Annotated in this window: 13 protein-coding genes; 5 read left to right on the top strand and 8 right to left on the bottom strand. The window is 73.1% G+C overall.

Features of this window, described 5'->3' with window-relative positions:
* Positions 1–36: 36 nt before the first annotated feature.
* Positions 37–3390, bottom strand: coding sequence for a S8 family serine peptidase (locus ACFYPS_RS00655; RefSeq protein ID WP_387322110.1), 3354 nt, complete (start codon positions 3388–3390; stop codon positions 37–39).
* A gap of 162 nt (positions 3391–3552) precedes the next feature.
* On the opposite strand from ACFYPS_RS00655, the gene ACFYPS_RS00650 reads away from it, so the two are divergent.
* A complete protein-coding gene (locus ACFYPS_RS00650) occupies positions 3553–5433 on the top strand; it encodes a Xaa-Pro dipeptidyl-peptidase (RefSeq protein WP_387322108.1) in 1881 nt (626 codons plus the stop codon).
* 141 nt (positions 5434–5574) lie between these two features.
* The gene (locus ACFYPS_RS00645; protein ID WP_387322106.1) at positions 5575–5982 is read left to right on the top strand and encodes a hypothetical protein; all 408 of its coding nucleotides are present in this window, start codon (positions 5575–5577) and stop codon (positions 5980–5982) included.
* A 40-nt stretch (positions 5983–6022) separates the two neighbouring features.
* Here ACFYPS_RS00645 and ACFYPS_RS00640 read toward each other — a convergent pair whose 3' ends face one another.
* Positions 6023–6955 carry a diacylglycerol/lipid kinase family protein gene (locus ACFYPS_RS00640; RefSeq protein WP_387322104.1) on the bottom strand — a complete coding sequence of 311 codons (933 nt, stop codon included), beginning with the start codon at positions 6953–6955 and terminating at the stop codon, positions 6023–6025.
* Positions 6956–7821: 866 nt separating this feature from the next.
* Between ACFYPS_RS00640 and ACFYPS_RS00635 the strand changes: the two genes are divergently transcribed.
* From ACFYPS_RS00635 to ACFYPS_RS00625, 3 genes are all read left to right on the top strand, one after another.
* Positions 7822–8481 carry a C39 family peptidase gene (locus tag ACFYPS_RS00635; protein ID WP_387322102.1) on the top strand — a complete coding sequence of 220 codons (660 nt, stop codon included), beginning with the start codon at positions 7822–7824 and terminating at the stop codon, positions 8479–8481.
* Between the two features lie 331 nt (positions 8482–8812).
* Positions 8813–9616 carry a DUF1996 domain-containing protein gene (locus tag ACFYPS_RS00630; protein ID WP_387322100.1) on the top strand — a complete coding sequence of 268 codons (804 nt, stop codon included), beginning with the start codon at positions 8813–8815 and terminating at the stop codon, positions 9614–9616.
* A 70-nt stretch (positions 9617–9686) separates the two neighbouring features.
* Positions 9687–10334 (top strand): DUF305 domain-containing protein, encoded by a 648-nt coding sequence (locus ACFYPS_RS00625; protein ID WP_387322098.1) that lies wholly within the window; start codon positions 9687–9689, stop codon positions 10332–10334.
* On the opposite strand, the gene ACFYPS_RS00620 is transcribed toward ACFYPS_RS00625, so the two are convergent.
* From ACFYPS_RS00620 to ACFYPS_RS00595, 6 genes are read right to left on the bottom strand one after another with little or no spacing between them, the layout of a single operon-like run.
* Complete coding sequence (locus tag ACFYPS_RS00620; RefSeq protein ID WP_387322095.1) at positions 10322–11143, bottom strand: HpcH/HpaI aldolase/citrate lyase family protein; 822 nt, start codon at positions 11141–11143, stop codon at positions 10322–10324. The genes ACFYPS_RS00625 and ACFYPS_RS00620 overlap by 13 nt on opposite strands.
* Complete coding sequence (locus ACFYPS_RS00615; RefSeq protein ID WP_387322094.1) at positions 11143–12330, bottom strand: CaiB/BaiF CoA transferase family protein; 1188 nt, start codon at positions 12328–12330, stop codon at positions 11143–11145. The genes ACFYPS_RS00620 and ACFYPS_RS00615 overlap by 1 nt, the downstream gene beginning before the upstream one ends.
* Entirely contained in the window at positions 12327–14306 is a 1980-nt protein-coding gene (locus ACFYPS_RS00610) for a formylglycine-generating enzyme family protein (protein WP_387322092.1), read from the bottom strand. The genes ACFYPS_RS00615 and ACFYPS_RS00610 overlap by 4 nt, the downstream gene beginning before the upstream one ends.
* Positions 14303–15241, bottom strand: coding sequence for a ribokinase (locus ACFYPS_RS00605; RefSeq protein WP_387322090.1), 939 nt, complete (start codon positions 15239–15241; stop codon positions 14303–14305). The genes ACFYPS_RS00610 and ACFYPS_RS00605 overlap by 4 nt, the downstream gene beginning before the upstream one ends.
* Positions 15242–15272: 31 nt before the next feature.
* Positions 15273–16631 (bottom strand): ADP-ribosylglycohydrolase family protein, encoded by a 1359-nt coding sequence (locus ACFYPS_RS00600; RefSeq protein ID WP_387322088.1) that lies wholly within the window; start codon positions 16629–16631, stop codon positions 15273–15275.
* The gene (locus ACFYPS_RS00595; protein WP_387322086.1) at positions 16628–17812 is read right to left on the bottom strand and encodes an ADP-ribosylglycohydrolase family protein; all 1185 of its coding nucleotides are present in this window, start codon (positions 17810–17812) and stop codon (positions 16628–16630) included. The genes ACFYPS_RS00600 and ACFYPS_RS00595 overlap by 4 nt, the downstream gene beginning before the upstream one ends.

Here is a 17812-nt window from a genome sequence, read left to right as displayed (position 1 = left end):
CGGCTCAGGGCCGGGCCGCACCAGCTCCGCGGACGATCAGCCGGCGATGTACGCCCGGATGATGGTCTGGTCGATACCGCTACCGCCGTTGGCGTCGGCCTTCACCCGCAGCGAGACGGGCTTCCCGGCGGCCGCCTTCGGCAGCTCGACCCGATAGCTGTCCCCGTCGCGGGCGACCCGGGCCGTCTTCCAGGTGGCACCGTCATCGGTCGAGGTCCACACCTGGAACGCGGTCACCTTCTGCGCCTTGACGCCGCGCGCCTGCCGGACGGCCAGTTCGGCCGTTCCGCCGGTGGCGTGGTTGTTGGTGTCCATCGGCAGGGCGTAGTCGACCGCGAGCAGCGGCAGCGGCACGCTTCCGGTGCCGTCCGGCCCGGCGGACCGGAACGTCCACGAGGTGGTGACCTTGGTCGAGATCGGCAGGATCAGACTCGTGTCGACGTCGAGGGTCAGCCGGTAGTCCGCCGTCTGTTGCGGCACGGTGAAGTCAGCGAGTGGGCGGTCCCGCTCCTCGACGAGCTTGCCGTTGCGGTACAGCGACAGCTTGCGGTTCACCCCGATCGAGTTGCCCTGCAGGCAGTCGGCCCGCTGGTGCTGGTCCACCAGCGACGCCAGGTCGATGTGCAGGTTGCCCCGGGTCCGCGACGGCGGGGTCGCGCAGCTCCAGCCGGCACCGGCCGGGTCGTCGTACCAGCCGGAGTGCAGCGGCTGCCGCGCCCAGACCTTGCTCTGCCGACTGCCCGGCTGGTAACTGCGGGGTGCCTCCTGGGCCGACAGTCCGCCGTAGACGCCCTCGTCGGCCCAGAGGATGCCGGGCGAGAGGTAGTCGGTGCGGTACGGCGGCAGGTTCCCCTCGTGGGTCTGGGTCACACCCAGCCCGTCCGGGGTGAGGCCGGTGCGGACCAACTGGGTGACCATCCCCGGCGAGTCCATCTGGTGGAACCGCTCGTCGATCCGGGCCAGCTTCGCCTGTTCCGCAGCGGTCACCCGGTACGCGGGATCGGCCGGCACGCCGCTCGCGTACTCGTGAACAAGGTTGTAGCGGTACGGCTTGGCCGTGCCGGCCGGCGAGTCCAGGTTGACGGCCGCCCAGGTGCGCCGTGATCCGATGCCGGGCTTCGGCAGTGGGGAGGTGCGGATGGTCGTCGCGCTCCCGTACCCATTGATCTGGTTCCACCAGGACTGGCCGTTCGGCGCGGTCTGGAGGCTGGTGAGGTCGACCCGGGTGGGCGTGGTGGCGACGCCGTCGACCATCGCCGTCACCGGCCTGGCCAGCGCCGGGTCGAGCGTCAGGCTCCGGTTGCCGGTGACGTTCAGGTCGGTCTCACCGTTGAGCGTCGTCTCCAGCACGTCACTGTCGACGTAGTAGGCGACCGAGGAGCCGAGGATCGCGTACCGGCCGGCCGGCACCCGCGTGGTGAAGGTTTCTCCGGGCGTACCGCTGGGCCCGCCGTAGTAGATGACGGGGTCGGCGAGGTTGGTGACCAGGATGTTGATCCAGCTCTCCGCGCCCTCCTTGAGGCCGGGCATCGGCTTCGTGTGGATCGTCAGGTCGTAGCTGGGCTGCTCGACGTGGAAGCTCACCGGGGTGGTCGCGACCAGCTTCCGTCCGGCGGTGCGGGCGGTGACGGTGGCCAGGTAGAAGCCCGGCCGGGCTGCCAGCGCCGCACGGTTGATCCGGACGGTAACGCCGGCGGTGGCGCCGCGCTTGAGCGTCAACCGGCTCGTCGACAGTGACGCCGTGCCGCGCGGCACCGGCTGGCCGTCGTGGTTGACGACCGCCACGTCCAGGTCGAGGACCGCCGTCGCCGAGGTCGGCGCACCGGTCCAGCTCAGCTTCGCCTCGCTGGTCCCGGACTGCGGGTACGCGAAGGTGCCGAGGTTGACCACCGGCTGGTTGCTGACCGGGCCGCCGAGCGCCCTGGCCGCGTTGAGCCGACCGGCCCCGACGGCGTAAGGGTCGACGCCGGCCAGCGGATCGGCGGCACCGACGAGCGCGGACTTGATCTGCTCCCCCGTCCAGTCCGGGTGCCGCTGGGCGAGCAGCGCGGCCGCGCCCGCCACGTGCGGGCTGGCCATCGAGGTGCCGGAGATGCCCTCGTAGTACCTGTCGATCGGGTCCTGCAGGTTGGTGCCGTCGGCCCGGGCGGCGACGATGTCGACGCCGGGCGCGACCAGTTCCGGCTTGGCCACGTTGCTGCTGACCAGCGGTCCGCGGCTGGAGAAGTCGGCGAGCTTGTCGTTGCGGTCGACAGCGCCGACAGTCAGCGCGCTGGCGGCGGAGCCGGGCGAGGAGATGGCACCGCCGCTGTTGCCGGCGGCGATGACGAAGAGCGCCCCGGTCTGCCTGCTCAGGCCGTCGACGGCGAGCGAGAGCGGGTCGTTGCCGTCGTCCGGGTCGCTGCCGCCGAGGCTCATGTTGATGACATCGGCCCGGCTGGCGGCCCACTCCATGCCGGCGATGATCCCGGAGTCCGCACCGGAGCCGTGGTCGTCGAGGACCTTGCCGATCACCAGTTTGGCGTCCGGCGCCACGCCGCGACGCTGGCCGTGGGCGGCCGCGCCGGTGCCGGCGATGGTCGACGCGACATGCGTACCGTGGCCATTGTGGTCGACGGCGTCGCCACCCTCGACGGTGAAGTCAGCGCGGTCGGCGACGCGGCCGACCAGGTCCGGGTGGGTGAAGTCAGCACCGGTGTCGAGCACCGCGACCCGGACCCCCTTGCCGGTGTACCCGGCCTTCCAGGCATCGGGCGCGGAGACCTGGCCCAGGTTGCGGTCGAGGTCACCATGCTGGCTCCCGCCGGTCAGCGCGGTGGCGCGGACCTTACGGTCGAGCCAGACCTTCTTGGCCCCGGCGAGCAGCGAGTTCGTCGCCAGCTTCGCGGTGGCCGGGCTCTTCTTGGGTACGTGGCCGGCCACCGCGCCGATGCTGGGCAGCGACAGCACGTCACCGAGCGCGGCCACCCGGGCGGACGCGGTGGAGGGCTGCACGATGACCGGCAGCTGCGAGGTGCTCTCATCGTCGTAGCCGTCCGCGATCAGCGCGGTGACGTCGAAGAGGTCGGGGTCGAGGGTCGAGCCGATCTGGGACGCGACGCGCGCGGGGATGACGTGCAGGTGGCCGTCCGGCCCGCAGGTCTGTCGGAGCACCGCGTTCGGGTCGGCCGGTCGCACCGTGGCCCGCGGGCATCCCGCTCCGGTGCTCCGTACGGTCACCACGTCCCCGGTGAGCAGGGTGACGGTGTGCGTCTTCCCGTCGCCAGCGGCATCGGGTGTGCCCGTCAGACCAATGCCGCTGGGCCCGGCTGTGGCAGCGCCGCCCGGTACGGCGCTCAGCGCCGTGGCCGTGACGGCGACGGCCAGCAGCCATCGCGTTTTCCTGAGCATCTTACTCCCTGTCTTATGTAGACAAACGCACCCTCTCGGGCGACTTCTCGCAAGATCATAGGATCGACGGAACGTCGACGCGGTCCTAGCATGGGCTGAATGGATCTTTCGGATCCAACTCGGCCGATCCCCGGCGACCAGCCCGACCGAAGGGAAACGCGCGTGCGTCGAACCCCCTTGGCACTACTCGGCGTCGGTGTCTCCGGCGCACTGCTGTTGAGCGCAGCCCCGGCAGCGGCGGCGACCCCGCCCGCGGCGCCCGCACCGACCGGCATCGTCGTCAGTGACGGCATGACGCAGCCGGTGTTCTCGCTCGCCGACGCGATCGAGGAGCGGGTGTTCGTCCAGACCCCGGTCGACACCGACCACGACGGCCGCCTCGACCGGGTGGCGATCGACATCTCCCGGCCCCGGGAGACCGCCACCCAGGGCTTCAAGGTGCCGGTCATCTTCGAGCACAGCCCGTACCGCAAGGGCACCTGGGGCGACGTGCCCTACCCGAGCGTGCTGGTGGACGACCTGCCGCAGAACGGCTTGACCGACCGTTCCGGGCGCCGGGCTCTCGACGCGGGAGCCCAGCGGGCGCAGGCGAAGGCCAACCTGCCCGGTTCGCTCGACGACTACTACGTGCCGCGGGGGTACGCGGTGGTGCTCGGTCAGAGCGTCGGCACCGGCGACTCCGACGGCTGCCCGACCAGCGGCGACCAGGCCGAGACGCTCGGCACCAAGGCGGTCATCGACTGGCTGAACGGCCGGGCGAAGGGGTACGACGCGAACGGCGCCCCGATCACCGCCGGCTGGACCACCGGCGCGGTCGGCATGACCGGCGTCTCCTACAACGGGACGCTCCCCAACCAGGTGGCCACCACCGGCGTCCGGGGCCTCAAGACCATCGTCCCGGTCTCCGCGATCAGCAGCTGGTACGACTACTACCGCGCCAACGGTCTGGTCGTCGCCCCCGGGACGTTCCAGGGCGAGGACACCGACATCCTGGCCCAGTACACCGCCGGGCAGGCACGGGCCGAGGGGCCCTGCGCCGACGAGATCGCGAAGATCACCGAGGAGCAGGACCGGGTCACCGGCGACTACTCGAAGTTCTGGAAGGACCGTGACTACCTTGACGCCCGGGACGTGGAGGCGAGCGTCTTCGTCGTGCACGGCCTCAACGACTGGAACGTGAAGACCGAGCACTTCGCCGGCTGGTGGGACGAGCTCGCCAAGCGCCACGTACCGCGCAAGATCTGGCTGCACCAGGGCGGGCACGGCGGCCCGGGCAGCAACGCGTCGGTGACCCTGCCGGACGGGCGGACGTGGACGTACAAGCAGACCGAGAACCGCTGGTTCGACTTCTGGCTGTGGAACGTGCGCAACGGGATCATGGACGAGCCGACCGCGGTGCTGCAGCGGGAGGACCGGGCCTACACCACGTACGCCAACTGGCCCGACCCGGCAGCGCGTGAGGTCGGGTTGCGGTTCGCCGCCACCGACGCCACCGCCCCGGGCACGCTCACCACGGGCAAGCCGCCGAAGGCCAGGGTCGAGCAGAGCTTCGTCGACGAGGGTCGGACCATCCACCCGGACACCCTGGTGTCCAACCCGGACACGGCGAGTGAGAACCGGCTCGCGTACCGCTCCCCCGCGCTGACGCAGAACGTGCGCATCTCCGGACGCCCGGAGATGCGGCTGCGGATGGCGATCGACAACAAGCCGGACGCGAACCTCACCGCGTACCTGGTCGACTACGGCCCGGCCGGCTCGACCGCCGCGCCGACCGTGGTGACCCGGGGTTGGATGGACCCGCAGAACCGCAAGGGCCCGGCCCGCACCGAGCCGGTGAAGCAGGGCAAGCTGTACGACTACCGGTGGACCATGGAGCCGAAGGACTACATCTTCCCGGCGGGGCACCGGATCGGCGTGGTCGTCTTCTCCAGCGACCAGGAGTACACCCTGCTGCCGCTGGGTGGCACCGAGCTGCGGGTCGCGCCGAACGACAGCGAACTGCGGCTGCCGGTGGTCGGCGGGCGGGCCGTACTCGGGTTCTGAGCCAGTTTTTCCGAACGGGTGGGGCAGTCCGACACGTCGGGCTGCCCCACCCGTGTTTGGCGTGCGGACGCACGGGAAGACCTCGCCGATCGGGCCCGGCCGTTGTCCGGCGGTGCCGGCGAGATCAGAGGAGGAGTGAGGATGGCCGCAGGCAGCACCCGCAAGGCAACCGGTGCGAAGACGAAGACGATGCCGCCGAGCCGGAAGGTGGCGGCGAAGAAGGTCGCCGCCGCGACGAAGCGGGCCACCGGCGCGAGCGCGGCCAAGACGCCCGGCGAGAAGCCCACGCCGACCACGACCCGGGTGGCGCGAAAGAAGGACACCTCCGCCACCACGGCCACGCCCACCCGCAGGCCGACAGCGAAGGCGGCCGCCGCCAAGAACGCCCCACCGAAGAAGGCACCCGCGACGAAGGCCGCGGCGAAGAAGTCGCCCGCGAAGAAGGCCGCGGCGGCCCGGGCCCGCACCACGTCAGCGACCAGGGCGCCGGCCAAGAAGGCGACCACCATGGAGTCGTTCGGCAACCGGCGTACGCCCCGGAAGGCTTGATTCCCAACGGCGCGGGGCATTGGGAGCCGGCCCCGGTTGGTCAGGCGTGCGGGTCGGGGCAGCAGACCGTGAGCGCACCGGGCACCGAGCGCACCTTGAGCTTCGCGACCGCGGTACGCGCGCCGCCATCGAGCTCGTACGTCCGCGGCGCGGCGAAGCGGACCCGAACGCGGCGGCCGCGGGTGATCCGGACGAAGGGCGAGTCGGTCGAGCGCCCTGCGGCCATCCGGCCGAGGGTGCGGGCCCAGTCGATCGCCCCGTTCGCGGTTGACACGCCCACCTCCAGGCACCCGTCGTCCGGCTGGGCGTCGTCGAAGGCGGGGATGCCACCGGTGATCGTGCCGACGTTGCCGAAGAGCACGCAGCTCGCCTCGCCGTCGAACCAGGTCACCCCGTCCACCTGGATCCGCGTGTGCACCAGCTCGCCCCGAACGTGCCGCAGCCCCGTCCAGACGTACGCCAGCCGACCGAGCCGGCTCTTGAGGTGCCGGTCCGCCTCCCGAATCAGGTCGCCGTCGAACCCGGCACCGGCCATCACCGCGAAATGCTCGCCGTTGAGGCGGCCCAGGTCCAGCCGGCGCCGCCGGCCGTGCAGGCCGATGCGTACCGCCTCCGCCAGGTCCTCCGGGATGCCGAGGTTGGCGGCGAAGAGGTTCGCGGTGCCGGCGGGCAGGATGGCCATCGGGGTCCGCGAGCGGGCCAGCGTGTCCGCGCAGCGTTGCACCATGCCGTCCCCACCCCACACGAAGACCAGACCGGCGCCCTTCTTCAGCGCCTTGCGGACCTTCTTCGGCGCCTTGCGGCTCTTCGGCACCTCGTACCAGAGCAGGTCGTCGACGCCGGCGCCGACGAGGGTCGCCCGCAGCTCGTCAAGCCCGCCACCGAGGGTCTTGCGACGGTGCGCGACCACCGCGACCGCGCCCAGCCGGCCGGCGGTCACACACGTGGCGGGGGCTGCGGCGCTCGTGCTCATGGCCGCCGGTGTTACCCAGCCGGCTGACTGACTACGCCTCGGCACCGCACGGGTGTCGGCCTTGGTCGCGGCACTGTCGCGCGGGCCGTAGCCGGATGGGCCCGATGTCCGGTCCGGGAATCACGCGGATGCTGCCGCACCTGCCATTGCTGGCCGCCGCCTGAAAGGTCTGTGATGGGCCGGTCACGGCGGCATCCGCACCAAGGCGCGTTATACCTCAGAGTCATATTTATGCCTCACAGGTATAGCGCTCCATGCCGACTGTCCCGCCCGTTCGGAACGCGGTCCTGCAATCCGCGCGACTTGGGGAGGTCGTGGCCTCGGCGCATTGGCAGGCAGCAGTGTCCCGGAGATTGCGCGGATCGTGGATCCGGCGGGTTGAGGACCTTGACGGCGCCAATGTCCGGTTCGTGATCGGCGCGGCTGGGGGTGGGTGTCCGGTTTCGCCGTGGGCGTCCCGTGGTCGGGGGCACCCGCAGGGTGGAATCGGGGGCCGGCCGGGGTGGTTATACCTGGCAGATCACCGCGGCCCCCGGGCCCGGTAGCCGCAGGCCGCCGGGAACACCCGCCAGGCCGCCACGGTTACATCCCCCGTAGCCGCCGACCGCCGGGAACACCCGCCAGGCCGCCACGGTTACATCCCCCGTAGCCGCCGGACGCCGGGAACACCCGCCAGGCCGCCACGGTTACATCCCCCGTAGCCGCCGACCGCCGGGAACACCCGCCGGGCCGCCACGGTTACATCCCCCGGACACCCGAGCAGGTCCCCCCCGATCGCCGGGCCGTCCCCCCGTGAACTTTCTCGTGCGGCGCACGCCCCCCGTTGTGTGTCGCATGCACCCCCCGATGCAGAGGAGCACGCCATCATGCGTACCGATCTGATTCGTAAGACCGCTCTGACCGCTGCTGGACTCGCGTTCACCGGCGGCGCCATCGCCGGACCGGTGACCGCCGCGTACGCCGCGTCGGACGCCAAGCCCACCACCCAGACGCAGACCGACCGTAAGCCCGCCGGTGAGCGTCAGCTCGGCGTGCGGTACGAGGCGCAGCCGAACTTCTACTACTGCGGCCCCGCCGCCACGCGTAACGCCCTGTCCGTGCAGGGCAAGGACATCAGCGTGGACGCCATGGCCAAGGAGATGGGCACCACCGAGGCCGGCACCAACTCGATCAACGACATCACCCCGGTACTGAACAAGGAAACCGGCAAGACCGACGCCTACCACTCGGTCGAGATCAGCAACCCGAACGCTGACGGCAAGCAGACCGACAAGCTGCGCGCCGACGTCGTGCGCACCGTCGACGACGGCCGGGCCGTGGTCGCGAACATCGCCGGCACCAGCGTCGACACCGACGGTGCGGTGCACTCCTTCGAGGGCGGGCACTACATCAGCGTGGTCGGCTACCGCGACGGCGGGAACGTGGTCAAGATCGCCGACTCCGCCGATGCGAACACCGCCTCCTACGAGGTCACCGTCGAGCACCTCGCCGACTGGATCGCCACCCGCGGCTACGCCACCAGCTGACCCAAGCAACACCACGACAAGGGCCGGACCCCAACCAGGGGTCCGGCCCTTTCGCGTCGTCATTGCCGCCAACTGCGGAACGTATTGACAAGCGTCGACTCCAGGGTGAGGCTGGATCTGTGAGAGCGCTCTCTCGCGTCCCGGCTCAACAGACCACCACCAGTCTGGCCCGGGAAACTCCGATGTCTTCGGCGGCGGCGCCGGAGCTGTCCCTGACCCGTCCCCGACAGGAGTCACGAGATGGACAGGGCCGCACCCCCTCTCCGGCATCCACCGCCGGCTGCGCCTCGCCACGGCGATCGGTGCCCTGCTGGCGCTACTCGGCACGTACATGGTCTCCACCACGGTCCGGGCCGACGCCGCCCCGGGCGTCAACGTCATCCGGGTCGCGGAGTTCCCGGCCGACTGCACGTACAGCCACCGGCTGCCGGACGACCCGATCATCTTCCCCGGGCTGCCCGGGGCGTCGCACATGCACAGCTTCTTCGGCAGCACGGTGACGAACGCCCACACCACGCTCCCCGACCTGGTCAACTCTCCGACCACCTGCAATCCGCGGACGGACGTCTCGTCGTACTGGGTGCCCACCCTGTACAACAACAACGTTCCGGTCGAGCCGGCCATCTCCACGTTCTACTACCTGGGTGAGGGCGTCCGCGCCGACGTCGTCGCGGCCACCCAGCCCATCCCGCAGGGGCTGCGGATCGTGGCGGGCAACGCCAAGGCGGCCGGGCCGAACGAGAGCATCGCCCGCTGGTCCTGTCTGCACGCGGGGCAGGTGCCGCCGTCGAAGAACTTCGTCACCTGCCCGGCTGGGACGATGATGGAGTCGTACCTGGACTTCCCGCAGTGCTGGAACGGCCGCGACCTGGACTCGCCCGACCACAAGAGCCACATGGCGTACCCGGTGAATCAGGCCTGCCCGGCGACGCACCCGGTGCACGTGCCGAAGCTGCGCCAGGTGCTGCGATACCCGGTCAACGGCAACCCCGCGCAGTTCCGGTTGGCCTCCGGGCCGGGCTACACCATGCACGGCGACTTCTTCAACGCCTGGCCGGTGACGGAGATGGCACGCCGCGTCCAGGACTGCATCCGTCCGGTGATCAAATGCGGGCACGACGGTCGACCGATCTGAGTCGAGACGGTCAACCAGAGGGCGGGCCTGGTCGTGCCGGGCCCGCCCACCCGCGCGGAAAGGAGGTCGGATGCGGGCCGTCGTCGCCGCGCCGCCCACGCTGCTCATCGCCGTCCTGCTCGTCGCCGGCTGCGCTGCCGGGTCATCGGACCCGCCCGGTACCACCGCGCCGGCCGCGGATGCGCCGACGGCAGTCGCACCGCCGAGCGTCGCGGCACCCACGGGTACGGCCGGACCGTTCAGCCCGACCGACACCGCCTGGCTCCAGCTCACGGTGGCGATGGCCGAACGGGTGCTGCCGGTGCTCGAACTGGTGCCGGCCCGGACCACCGACCCGGCCTGGCGGCGCCTGGCCGCCCAGATCGAGGCGACCCACCGCGCCGACCTGGTCGTGTCGTGCCGGCTGCTGGGCGACTCCGGTGCGCCGGCGACCAACCCGCACGAGGGCCACGACATGCCGGGCATGATCAGCCCCGACGAGCTGGCCGCGCTGCGGTCGGCCACCGGGAAGGCGTTCCACCGGCTGCTCGCCGGGCACCTGCGTGCGCACCTGACGCAGGCGGTCCGGATCGCCGCCGCGGAGCAGCGGGGCGGCGTCCACCCGGCGACCATCGCGTTGGCCGCGGCCGTGGTCCGGGGCGGCACCGCCGACCTCGCGCGGCTCGACCGGCTCGACCCCGCGGGGCCAGATGGGCGGCGTGCGGGTCAGGCGGCGTAGCGGGCAGCCAGGTCCACGGTGCGCCGGGCGGCGGCGACCATCGCCCGGTCGGCGAAGCGGCCGTCGGGCAGCACCGCCGTTCCCGAATCCCGTCGCTGCGCCTCGGCCACAGCGGCCAACAGCTCCGCGGCGCGGGCCACCTCCCGGTCGGCGGGCCGGAACGCCTCGACGATCACCGGCAGCTGGCGCGGGTGGATCGCCGCACGGCCGAGGAAGCCGAGCCGCCGCCCGACGGCGCAGGAGGCGGCCAGACCGGCGACGTCGGTGACGTCGGCGAACACCGACATCGCCGGCGGGGCCAGGCCGGCGGCCCTGGCCGCCACCACCACCCGGCCGCGCGCCCAGAGCAGCCCCTCGTCGTCGCTCACCCCGAGGTCGGAACGCAGGTCGGCCTCGCCGAGACCGATCGAGGCCACCGCGGGGTGGGCGGACGCGATCGGGTACGCGGCCTCCAGCCCGAGCGCCGACTCGACCAGCGGGTGCAGCGGCACGTCGACCCGGTCGGCGAGCGCCGCCACCGTCTCGGCCGACTCCACCTTGGGCAGCCGCAGCCCGGCCAGCCCCGGCCGACCGGAGACCGCGGCCAGGTCGGCGTCGACGTCCGGCCCGGTCAGCTCGTTGACCCGGACCTGCACCGGCACCGGGTGCGTCTCGGCGAGGAACTCCGCGACCGCGTCCCGGGCGTACGCCTTGCGCCCGGCCACCACGGCGTCCTCAAGGTCGAGGATGACCGCGTCGGCGCCCGAGGCGACCGCCTTGGCGAACCGGTCCGGGCGGTCGCCGGGCACGTAGAGCCAGCTGAGCAGCATCAGAGCACTCCCCGCTCGCGCAGCGCTGCCAGCTCGTCGGCGCTCAGGCCGAGCGCGCCGAAGACCGCGTCGGTGTCCTGGCCGTGCCGCCGGCCGGCGTGCCGGATCTCCCCCGGGGTGTCGACGAGCCGGAACGGCACGTTCTGCATCCGTACCTCGCCCAACTCCTCGTCCGGGACGCTGCGCACGGTGCCCAGCGCCGCGTACTGCGGGTCGGCGAGGATGTCCCGGACGTCGTAGACCGGCGCGACCGCCGCCTGCGCCGCCTCGAACGCGGCCACCACCTCGTCGCGGTCCCGCTTCGCCACCCAGGCGCTCACCGCGGCGTCCAGTTCGTCGGCGTGGGCGGCCCGGCCGCTGCCGGTGGCGAACCACGGCTCGTCGATCAGCTCGGGTCGGCCGACCAGCCGCAGCACCCGCTCGGCGATGCTCTGCGCGCTGGTGGAGACGGCCACCCAGCGCCCGTCCGTGCACCGGTACGTGTTGCGCGGGGCGTTGTTGTTGGACCGGTTGCCGAGCCGGGGCTGGATGTAGCCGAGCTGGTCGTACCAGGTGATCTGCGGGCCGAGCATCGCCATGATCGGCTCGATGATGGCGAGGTCCACCACCTGCCCGGTGCCGGTGGCGTCCCGGGCCCGCAGGGCCAGCATCACCGCGTACGCGGCGGCGAGCGCGGTCACCGAGTCGGCCAGGCCGAACGGGGGCAGGGTCGGTGGGCCGTCCGGTTCCCCGGTGGCCGCGGCGAAGCCGCTCATCGCCTCGGCGAGGGTGCCGAAGCCGGGCCGGCGGGCGTACGGGCCGATCTGCCCGAAGCCGCTGATCCGGGTGATGACCAGCCGGGGGTTGACCGCGTGCAGTTCGGCCGGGCCGAGCCCCCACCGCTCCAGCGTGCCGGGGCGGAAGTTCTCCACCAGCACGTCGGCGTCGGCGAGCAGCCGGCGCAGCAGCGCGGCGCCGTCCGGGTCGGACAGGTTGAGGGTGACGGTCCGCTTGTTGCGGCCGAGCACCTTCCACCACAGGCCGACGCCGTCCCTGGCCGGGCCGTGCCCCCGCGACGGGTCTGGCTTGGCGGGATGCTCCACCTTGACGACGTCGGCGCCGAAGTCACCGAGGAACGCGGCGGCGAGCGGTCCGGCGAAGAGGGTGGCCAGGTCGACGACCTTGATCCCGTCCAGGGGCGCGGTCACCGGGTCACCTCCGCCGCGTCGGGCGCCACAGCAGGGTCGGGCACCAGGTCCGCGGCGCAGCGGAAGCCCACCTGGTCGGAGCGGGTGAGCCCGGCGCCGGTCAGCAGCAGTTTCACCGAGACGTCCGCCGGCTGGGGGCCGCCGTCGAGGTACCAGTCGGAGCCGTCCGCCCGGTGGTCCGCGCCGCCCTTGAGGATGGCGAACCGGGTGCGCCCGTCGGAGTGCTCGCTCTCGGTCAGGTTCCACACCAGCGGTTCCCGGCGTACGAGCAGTCCCGCCTCGGCGGCCACCTGCCACTCGTCCTCGGTGGGCAGCCGCAGCCCGGCCCACGTCGCGTACGCCCGGGCGTCGGCCAACTCCACCCCGGTGACCGGGGCGTCGACCGGGCCCTGCCCCGCGGTGAACCGCTCGGGGCGCACCGGTCGGTAGCCGGTGGCCCGCAGGAACTCGGCGTACTCACCGTGGGTGACCTCGTGGGTGGCGATGGCGTACCGGCCGAGCCGGACACTGCGCCGCAGCGTGCCGGTGTGGTGCAGCCGGGGCGGCAGTGGCTTCCACTCGTCGACGTAGGGCGCCTCGCCGTACAGTCCGGTCTCCCGTACCCGGTGCCGGACGACGAGGTCCCGCCGGCCGGCCTCGACGGCCGCCATGCCTTGCGGCAGGTGCTGCCGGGGCGCCCACGGGGTCCGCACGCGCACCGCGGCGCGGGCGGGGAAGGACGGGTCGCCGGTGGGTGGCTCGTGCCGCCGCACGGCGGCGTCGGTCACCGCCACGGCGGCGATGGCGCCGGCGGGCAGCGGGCCGCCCACCGCCAGCCGCCCGTCACCGGTCTCGGTGACGCTCAGCTCGGCGCCGGTGATCAGGTCCACGAAGCGCCGGCCGGTCCGGGCCTCGGTGATCAGCCACGGTCCGTCGTGGTCCGCGCCCCGGTTCACCACTGTCCACAGTGGCTTGTCCTCGTGCGTCCAGCGGGACGCGTACACCTGGCCCGTGCCGGGATGGTCGGCGAGCGGGACCCAGTCCTCGGCGCGCAACCACGCGGCGTGGCTGGTCTGCACCCGGCGCATCGCGCGCAGCACCGCCCGGTCCCGGACGTTCCAGCCGACCCAGACACCGAAGACGCTCTCCCACACCAGCAGCCCGACGCCGTTGAGCCACGCGGAGTGCAGCTCGTCGAGGTGGTCGCGGTGCCAGCGCCGGGTGTGGTGCAGCACGTGCCGCCGCTCGAACCACTTCGCCCGCAGCACTCCGGGGACCTCGGAGTCGGCGAACCACTGCGCCCACGACATCGCGTGGTCGGCGATCCGGGCCAGCGGGACCCGGCTCTCGCCTTCGAGGACCATGCCGGGGCGGACGGCGTCCAACGCGGCGCGCAGCTCCCCGGCGCCCTCCTTCAGGGTGTCCAGGAAGACCCCGTCGACGCCGAGCTTGCCGGCCAGGGCCGCGACCTCCTCGGCGTCGCTACCCGGCTCCCGGCGGGTGCCGGTGTCCCACGGGTTGTAGTCGATGAAGACCCGCACCCCCCGCTCCTGGAACGCCCGCACCACCTCGGGCAGCTCCGGCACGTCCCGGTACCAGTCGAACTGGTTGCGGTCGTCCAGGCCGATGACCGGGTACGCGTGCCAGAGCACCACCCCGTCGAAGCCGCCGAAGTCCCGTCCGGCCGCGTCGAGGAACTCGTCGACGGTGAAGACACCGCGCTCGTGGTCGTAGAGCGCCTCGTCCCAGAGCCACGCCAGGCAGACGCTGAAGCAGTCGCCGCCGATCTCGTCGTAGTGCGCGCCGCTGTAGCCGATGCGCTCGCGGGCGTCGGCCCGCCAGCGGGTGAGCTGCTCCCGCCAGGCCGGCCAGTCGGCCGGCTCGGTCGGCGCGGCGAAGATCTTCGCCTCGTCCAGGGTGGTCAGGTCGGCGTGCCCGCCGAGCGGCACCTCGGTCGGCCGGTCGATCGGGAGCGGGACGTTCGGGTTGAAGCTCACGGGGTACCTCGGTAGGTCGCGTCGTAGAGGGCGTCGATGGCGGACCGCTCGGGCAGGGCGGTGGAGGCGCCGTGCCGCTGGGCGCAGGCCGCGCCGGCGGCGCACGCCCAGCGCAGGCTCGCCATGACGGTGTCGTCGGTGGTGGCGCCGCCACGCTCGGCCCAGCCAACGGCGAGCGCCCCGGTGAAGGCGTCGCCCGCGGCGGTGGTGTCCACCGCGTCGATGCTCGGGGCGGGGACCGCCAGGCGCAGACCGCGCCGGTCGGCGTACGCGGCACCGCGCGCGCCGCGGGTCAGCACCACCCGGGGCACCAGCTCCAGCAGGGCGTCGAGCAGCACCGACGGATCACCGGAGAAGACCCCGGCCACGACCGCCGCCTCGTGTTCGTTGACGACCAGCACGTCGACCAGGTCGAGCAGCTCCGTCGGCAGGACCGCGGCCGGTGCGGCGTTCAACACGACGGTGGTGCCCTCCGTCCGGGCCCAGTCGGCCGCCTGGAGCACCGCGGCCAGCGGCACCTCCAGCTGGAGCAGCAGCACGTCCGCCACGGCGATCCTCGCCCGGTCGTCGGCGTCCAGCTCGGTCAACGTGCCGTTGGCGCCGGGCGCGACGACGATGAAGTTCTCCGCGTCCCGGTCGACGGCGATCAGCGCGATGCCGGAGGCACCGGCGACGGTCCGCAGGCCGTCGACGCCCACCCCCGCGCCGACCAGGCTGGCCCGCATCTGCGTACCGAACTCGTCGTCGCCGACCGCGCCCACGAAGTCGCAGGCGGCACCGGCCCGCGCGGCGGCGACCGCCTGGTTGGCGCCCTTGCCGCCCGGCACGGTCCGGAAGTTCTCGCCCAGCACCGTCTCGCCGGGGCGGGGCAGCCGCGACGCGGTCACCACCAGATCCAGGTTGCTGCTGCCCACCACCGCCACGCGCGCGCTCATGCCGTGCTCCTTTCCGTCCACCCGTGCCGCGTCATGACCCGCTCCCCGCCTGGGCCAGGGCCCGGGTCCGCTCGGCCAGCTCGTCGAAGCCGATCCCGTCGAAACCGCCGATGCTGCTGGCCAGCCGGTTGCGCAGCGGGGCGACCCAGCGCGCCGGCAGCCCGGATGCCCCGGCGAGCGCCCCGGTCACCGCACCGACCGTCGCGCCGGTCGAATCGGTGTCCCAGCCGCCGCTGACCACCGCGGTGATGGACCGTTCCAGGTCGCCACGGCCGTACGCCAGCGCGGCGGCCACCAGCGCGGCGTTGTTGCGCACGTGCACCCAGTGCAGGTGACCGTGGCGGGCGTACAGCTCGTCGACCACGCGTTCCCAGTCGTCGGTGCCCACGCCGAGGGCGCGCGCCTCGCGCACCGTGGCCGCGAACCGACTGCGCGGCGGCAGCACCGCCTCGGCCGCGTCCAGCACCTCGTCGACGGTGTCGGCGACCGGCGCGGCGGCGGCCAGGGCGGCGGCCCAGAGCGCGCCGTGCACGCCACCCCGGACGTGGCTGACGGTGGCGTCCCGCAGGGCCAGCTCGGCGGCCCGGTCCGGCCGGCCGGGGTTGACCCAGCCGTACACGTCGGTGCGGATCTGCGCGCCGATCCACTCGCGGAACGGGTTGTGCCGGCGGGCGCTCTGCGGTGGCGCGAGCCCGAGCAGCAGGTTCCGGTACGCCACCCGTTCGGCGGTGAAGACCCGCCCACCGGGCAGCCAGTCCAGCCACGCCTGCGCCACGTCGGCGCTGGTGAAGTCCCGTCCGTGGGTCTCCAGCACCCGCAGGGCCAGCAGCGCGTAGTTCAGATCGTCGTCCTCGGGCATACCGTCGATGTTCTCGGCGAGGCTGGTCGGCGCGCTGCGCCGGTTCCAGGGCCAGCGGGCGGCGACGTCGGCCGGCAGTCCCTTCGCGGTGAACCAGTCGCGCAGCGGCCACCGGCCGGTGGCGGTGAGGATCTCCCGGATCCCCTCCCGGGGGATCTTCTCCACCGGCTTGCCGAGCAGGCAGCCGGCCGCCCGGCCGAGCCACGCGCCGTGCAGCCGGTCGTACGTCACGTCGGTCGGCAGCGACCAGGCGGCCGGCCATTCGGCCCGGAGCGCGGCCAGGTCGTCCGGCTCGTCGGCGGCGGCGACAGCGACGGCGGGCAGCGCGTCGGCGGCGTCCAGCAGTTCGACCGCGAGCGCCCGCAGCGCGGGCGAGGCCGGGGTGGGCGACGCTCCGCTGACAGGCGGAGTCAGGTCGCCGCCGGCCTCCGTCCACCGCCGGGCGAGGGCCGCCACGTCGCGGCCCTCGTCCCGGCTGGCCGCCAACTCGTGGGGCAGCAGGTCCTCCGGCTGGACCCAGGTGATCCTCACCGGGTCGGCTCCCCGTCCGGTGCGTCCGGCACGGCCCGACCGGCGCCACCGGCCAGGCCGGCGAAGCGCTCCGCACGCCGGGTGAACCGGGCCCGGTCCCGCTCGAACACCTCGCCAGCCACCGCCGCGAGGATCCGGGCCGGCTCCACCAGGTCGGTCTGGGAGGCGGTCCCGACCACCTCGGACCACTCCGTGGGCACCGCGGCGGCACCGCCGAGCGCCCCGGCGATGGCAGCGGCCATGGTCGCGGTCGAGTCGGCGTCCCGGCCGTAGTTGACCGCGCCGAGCACCGCCGGGCGGAACTCGCCGCCGGCCACCACGAGCATGCCGATGGCCACCGGTAGCTCCTCGATGGCGTGCAGCCGGCTGGGCCGCCGCGCACCGAGGCCCGGGCTCCGGTACTCCTCCCCCACCGTGTCATAGGGGGCGACCGCGGCGCGCAGCGCCGGGATCGCCTGCTTCCAGTCGTGGTGGCTCCGGGCCTCCTTGACCACCGCGTCGATGGCCGCCCGGGTGCCGTCGCGGGCCAGGTCCAGCGCCGCGGTGACGACATCCTCGACGCCCGCGCCGGGGGTGGCCGCCGCGGCGACCGCCGCCGCGAAGACGGCGGCGGCCTCCCGCCCGTAGCTGTGCTGGTGCGCCCCGGCGATCTCGACCGCCTCGGCGTACGCCCCGGCCGGATCGCCCGCGTTGACGATGCCGACCGGAGCCATGTACATGGCCGCTCCACAGTTGACGATGTTGCCGACCCCTGCCTCGCGCGGGTCCGCGTGGGCGTGGTGCAGGCGGGTGACCAGCCACCGCTCGGCGGCCGCGAGCCGGTGGAAGGTCACCCCCTCCCGCTCCAGGTCGGGTATGTAGACCACCCGCTCGATCAGGTCGGGGACCAGCAGCTCCACCACGTCGTACGCGTCGAGGTGGTCGCGTTTGGCCGCGTAGGCGCGGACCAGGGCGTGGGTCATCAACGTGTCGTCGGTGATGTGCCCGTCGCCCTTGTGGTACGGCGCGAGCGGTCGCGCGGTGGCCCAGTCGGCGTGGTACGGGGGCACGATGCCCTCGACCCAACCGCCGAACCGTGCGCGAATCTGCTCCGGTAGTGCCGTCTCGGTGGCGCCCCCGAGGGCGTCTCCGACCGCGGCGCCGACCAGGCAGCCGACCGATGTGTCGAGCAAGAGTGACAT

The sequence above is a fragment of the Micromonospora sp. NPDC005087 genome, from assembly GCF_042872965.1.
Taxonomy (GTDB): domain Bacteria; phylum Actinomycetota; class Actinomycetes; order Mycobacteriales; family Micromonosporaceae; genus Micromonospora.
Note: the sequence above shows the minus strand (reverse complement) of the source record. Positions and strands in the feature narration are given on the sequence as shown.